This window comes from Nonomuraea sp. NPDC049486 (assembly GCF_040676925.1).
GTDB classification, from domain to species: Bacteria; Actinomycetota; Actinomycetes; order Streptosporangiales; family Streptosporangiaceae; genus Nonomuraea; species Nonomuraea ferruginea.
In genome coordinates this window covers 1-5,242 of record NZ_JBFAPV010000011.1, presented here as the reverse complement: position 1 = coordinate 5,242, position 5,242 = coordinate 1, and the positions used below count along the sequence as shown (strand labels likewise).

General features: G+C 60.5%; 4 protein-coding genes. 2 read left to right on the top strand and 2 right to left on the bottom strand.

Annotated elements, in window-relative coordinates; translation table 11 throughout:
- Positions 1-163 precede the first annotated feature (163 nt).
- Positions 164-1,507, top strand: coding sequence for a Fic family protein (locus AB0K05_RS29015; protein ID WP_364233210.1), 1,344 nt, complete (start codon positions 164-166; stop codon positions 1,505-1,507).
- Between the two features lie 371 nt (positions 1,508-1,878).
- Positions 1,879-2,286, top strand: coding sequence for a hypothetical protein (locus AB0K05_RS29010; RefSeq protein WP_364233208.1), 408 nt, complete (start codon positions 1,879-1,881; stop codon positions 2,284-2,286).
- A 440-nt stretch (positions 2,287-2,726) separates the two neighbouring features.
- Here AB0K05_RS29010 and AB0K05_RS29005 read toward each other — a convergent pair whose 3' ends face one another.
- The gene (locus AB0K05_RS29005) at positions 2,727-3,296 is read right to left on the bottom strand and encodes a hypothetical protein (protein ID WP_271275763.1); all 570 of its coding nucleotides are present in this window, start codon (positions 3,294-3,296) and stop codon (positions 2,727-2,729) included.
- Between the two features lie 604 nt (positions 3,297-3,900).
- The gene (locus AB0K05_RS29000; RefSeq protein WP_271275762.1) at positions 3,901-4,614 is read right to left on the bottom strand and encodes an SDR family NAD(P)-dependent oxidoreductase; all 714 of its coding nucleotides are present in this window, start codon (positions 4,612-4,614) and stop codon (positions 3,901-3,903) included.
- Positions 4,615-5,242 lie beyond the last annotated feature (628 nt).

Sequence of the window (5,242 nt, the reverse complement as noted above, 5' to 3'; positions counted from 1 at the left end):
GGGAGTTGAGCCAACTTGGCATTCTGCGATTCTCGTTGAAGTTGGTTTACGATAGAGCGCTTTAAGCTTTGCAGGATCGCTTCCTGAATGGAACTTAGTTGAATTTAGTGCACTCCATTTGGACAAAAAGTACAAATGGTAAGCTTGTGGTTATGGAGGTCTAATGCGAAAGCCTGAGTCCCCGCCACCTCTCGATCAGTTGATCAAGACCACAACCTCCTCTGGGTTTCTCTCAAAGGTAGTTGAGAACTATCCATTGGGTGTGGTGAACAGTCAGAAATATCTCCATTGGGATCAAATGCGGCATCGGCCAGCCCCGGGAGACCTTAGTCGTGAAGAGTGGTGGGCGCTAACGAAGCTTGCCCGTCGTAGTACGGCACGAGCTATTCCGCTGCTGGATGAGAAGGATGCTCCCTTCACCTATTCCCTTCCTGATGAAGTTCTACGAGAAACCGAGTTCATCAGCATCCATACCGGTGGACGAATAAGCTTTAGTGAAGAGGTGACTAATCCAGCAACGCGTGATAGATACCTGATCAACTCGCTGATTGAGGAAGCTATCACCTCAAGTCAGCTCGAAGGTGCTCGAACGGAAAAAAGAGTCGCGACCGAGATGATTCGTTCTGGCCGCGAACCTCGAGACAGAAGCGAACGGATGATCCTCAATAATTTCCATGCTATGGAATTTGTGGGGGAGATTCGGAACGAGCCTCTAACACCAGAGATTATATGTCGTATCCAACGTATAGCTACTGAGGGGACGCTCGATAATCCGGCAGGCGGGGGGCGCTTCCAGCAGCCTAGCGAACCGCGAGTGGGTGTTTATGATAACGAAGGCCAGTTGCTGCATGCACCACCGCCAGCTGAGTTGCTGCCTGAGCGTATTGCGCGCCTATGTGATTTCGCCAACGGCAAGATCGGAGAAGGGTATCTTCCAGGTGTTGTTAGGGCGGTCATTCTTCACTTTATGCTCGGTTATGAGCATCCGTTTGAGGACGGTAATGGCAGGACAGCCCGCCTACTATTTTACTGGTCGATGCTGAACCAGGGGTACTGGCTGACTGAATTTATATCTATTTCTAGCATCATCAAGAAGTCTCACGCTCAATACGGGAGGGCGTTCCTCTACGTAGAGTCCGACGATAACGACCTCACATACTTTCTGCTATTCAATCTGAAGGTCCTGCATCGGGCTATAGATGGCCTGAATAAGTACTTGGCTCGGAAGATGGATGAAGTCAGAGAGCTTCGACTGCGACTGCGGCGCGATACGAGCCACTTCAATTCACGGCAGCTCGCCCTGCTGCATAACGCTTTGAAGAATCCTGGTGCCAAGTATACGGTTCAATCGCATCGGACTTCGCATCGAGTTTCGGCCGAGACTGCGCGCCAGGACCTTGTTGAGTTGGAGCGACATGATTTCCTAGAGAAGCGCAGAGTGGACAAAAAATTCGTTTACTATCCTGCCGCAAATCTGTCCGAAGCGATTAAGAGTCTCGATCTCTGAATTTTTTCATGGTAATTTTGGCAGATGCCCCACTAGTCATAAGCTATTTAGTGTTGAGGTGTATGGGGACTTAATGGCGAACTGAGTGACAACTACTACGAACAGATCTGGACAATCTCGAATGCTGGAGATCGCGACCATTTTTGTGGGGCATCAAGAGGTGGTCCTACGTTGAGTGAAGTGGCTTCGGTTCGAAGGGTTAGGGTTTCGAACCCCTCACCTCCACCCAGACGAGGTCTTCCAAGTGATTGAGAACGCCTTTCGCGTGGGCCGGGTGACTAGTGAAGGTCGGCATGGGCGATAACGGCTTGCTGGCCTGACGGGATGCTTGTCACTGTGGATCCCGAATTGAGTGGCCGGAGCGAGGGGTCATGGGCTTGAACACGCCTCGGGTGAAGCGCGGGAAGACTCCGCAGGAGAAGAAGCGGCTGAGCTACACGAAAGATCGTCGCAACGACTATGGCGAGAATGACAAGAGCTCGCGCAAGAGCATCCGGCGCAGCAAGCGGATGCCCCATCGGGCCAACCGCCATCGTGATCATCAGATTCTCGGAGCTGCCCGGGCTGCCGCCGACGAGCAGTCGAGCGGAGTTGTCGAAGAGCGTCTATACGTCAGGCGGCCGAAGCGCTGGAAGAAGGTCCGCGACGCACCCCTTGGCGAGATCTTGCAGGGGTGTATCGAACGTCGGGTGAGGTGGGGCATCCTCGATCCTGGAACTGGTTGGAAGCGCATCCGCCGTATTCGTCGGCGGCAGGGGAAGGCGATGGACGTCGGCTGATTAGCCCCGCGGAGAGGGTTGGCGAGAGTCAGCGAAAAGTCAGCGGATCCGCTGACACAGGAGGGCAACCGAGATCAACGGACGTCATCGCTGTAGCATTTGACGGCACCGGATGGCACCCGACGACCACGAGCGAGACGCCCCACCGGGGTTCGCATCGAAGGGGTCAGGGGTTCGAATCCCCTCATCTCCACCAGAGGCCGTTCTTGAAACGGCCGGACTGAAGTTGACGGGATCCCGTCTGATCATCGCGATCGGGCGGGATCTCGTCGTTTCAGGGGTTTCCGAATCGGGTTCGTCCTGGTTCGGGAGCCGCGGAGCAGGTGCCTGGGGAGGCCCGGGTGGTGTCGAGGCGCTGGTGGAGGCCGGAGTTCGCGTAGCCGGGCATGGCGAAATCGGCTCCGGGCTGGGTGCTGCGACAAGGTGATCTGACGTTCAGGTTATGGGACGGGTGGTGGCCTGCTCCGGCCGGTGAGCGGCGAGCGGTCGAGGCGCTCTGCCGGGATCTCGAAGATGTCGGTGGATGTGTCCGGCTCGTCTGGGGGCTGGTGGGTGTGGCGCCACTGGTCGAGGAAGTGGTCGTTGGCGACGGCGACGAGCAGAGCGACCAGGATGGTCTGGGCGACGCGGCCGTGGGTGAGCCGGTTCTTCGGGTCACTCAGGTCGAGGTCGTGGCCCTTGAGGCGGCCGTTCAGCCCCTCCGTCATAGCCCTGGCAGTGGAGTACGTCCCTCGCCAGGAGGGGCTGAGGTAAGGCAGGTCCTGGCGGAACTTGTCGGGGTGGCCGAGGTCGCCGGGATGCAGGGTGATGGTCTGCTGGTGGTAGATCTTCGGCAGGTCGCCGGTCTTGTGGTCAGGGGTCGAGGGCAGGACACGAGGTTTGGCCGCGGCGTGGGCGGCTCGCTGCCGGGCGTCGGTCGGATCGACCGCGGTGGACCGGCGGGGCCCGCGCTGGTAGAGGTGGTCGAAGCGGGGCAGGTGAGCGACGGGAAGGTGCCTGCTGCCCGGCACTGCAAGCGGATCGCGCCGCCTGCGTTCGCTCTCTGCTTGAGACGCAGCAAGTACGACTCTCGCGAGGCGATCAGCGCGGTGAGTTCTCCCGATGGTGTTCGGATGGCCGCGTCGTCCAGGCCGGTGGTGGCCTGCGCGAGCCTGGCGGGCATCAGCGGGCAGGCCAGCGTCTCACGCGTGATGGCCAAACGCTGCAGTCGTTCCTCGACCGCGGCCAGTTGCGCCCGCAAGTCCTCGGCCTGCCGTAGCGCAGCCGTCTCGGCAGGGCCACGCGTTCCAACAGTGACACCCGCCATCGCCTCCCACAGGAGAAGCAGCCGTACGCGCCTGCCGCATTCACGCCATGCAGCCAATAACTCCGCACTGTAAACGGCGAAACACTGGCAGTCACTATAGGGCCTAAAGATCCTTTCAGGCCATGCATCCTCAATGGCGGAACACTCGAAGGCCGGTGCGGCCAGCGCGCTCTGGTGCTCCCGGCAGGCGTCGTGCACCTCCCCGGACCGGATCGAACCACCCGGCTCGGCGATGTAGCGGACGCCGTGGCGGCAGACGTGATCGACGTTGTCGCGGAAAGCGGCAGCCCAACTCCCAGGCAAGAAGCTCAGCGCGGCGACGGCAGGACGGACAGCTCGCAGGCGTAGGAGTCAGCCGGCGCGCTCAGCGCCCAGACGATCATCGCCGCCAGCGTTTGCGGCCGGATGCACAGCTCGGGATCATATGGGCGCCCAAAGGCGCTCCTTACCTCTCCCAGCAGGTCGGTCGCCGTCGCTGCGGGATAGACCGTGGTGACACGTATCCCATGGGCTGCCTCCTCCTCGCGCAGAGAATCGGCCAACTCCCGCAGTGCCGCCTTGCTGCCGACGAACGCCGACCAGCGGGGGACACCGGTCATCCCGGGCGAGGCGTTGACGAAGATCACATGCCCCCTGGACCGCCGCAACGCGGGCAACGTCAGCCGCACCAGCTCGGCGGCGGAGGCCACGTTCACCGCCAGCGTCCGCCGCCACGTCTCGGGGACTGCCTCGGCAACGGCTTCGACGGGAGAGATTCCCGCGCAATGCACCAGCGCCTGCACGTCCTGCAGTTCTCCCGCATCCTCCAGTGCTCCCAACGCGGCAGCCAGGGTCCCGGGTTCGGCCAAATCCGCCTCGATGCCGCGCACATCCAGCCGCCCGACATCGCGCCCCACGGCGATCACCCGGTGCCCCGCCTCCACAAGCGCGCTGACCAGTGCCGTCCCAATCCCTCCGGTGGCCCCAGTCACCAGCACATTTCCCATGAGGCTCCCTTTCTCCGCGGTGCAGTAGCTGATCATCGCCTGTCAGGGAAGCGGCACACAACCTCGTTACCGTCCCGTCCATACCTGGCTTCGAACCCTGAACCCGTACTCGGACACACGCAGACCCGCGCCCCCGCTGATGTCCCGAACGGGAACGGCACCTGCCGAGAGAACCGCTCGCGTTGTACGTGCAAGTCCACCGACAGCACTGGGAAACGATCAACCTGCACGCGGGAAGCGATCTTCAAACGGCGCCTATTCCGCCAGGCCATCCGCTCTCGTGAACACCCCACCCAGGTTAAAGGCCCTTCTGGGTGATCGGGAAGGGCCTTTGTGATCTTCTGAGTGACTAGCGGTTCGGCGACGATAACCACCATGTCGAGGATCGAGTTCTCCTATGGAGCGCCGGAGCATGGGTGGGCTGTGGTCACCATCTCCCATGAAGGGCGTGAGGCCCGGATGGTCATGTCTTATGTGACCGATGCTCTCCGGGACCTCTGTACGGCCTGGTGCGGGTCACTCAGGGCGATGACACCGCTTTTCCTGGGATGACGAGCCCACCGAGCATCTGAGGGGCCGCGGTGATTCCGGACAGCCGTCTTATGGTCGTAGCCTATGCGGCTGATCGGGATGAAAGGGACTCGTTCAGCACCTCAAGAGGCGG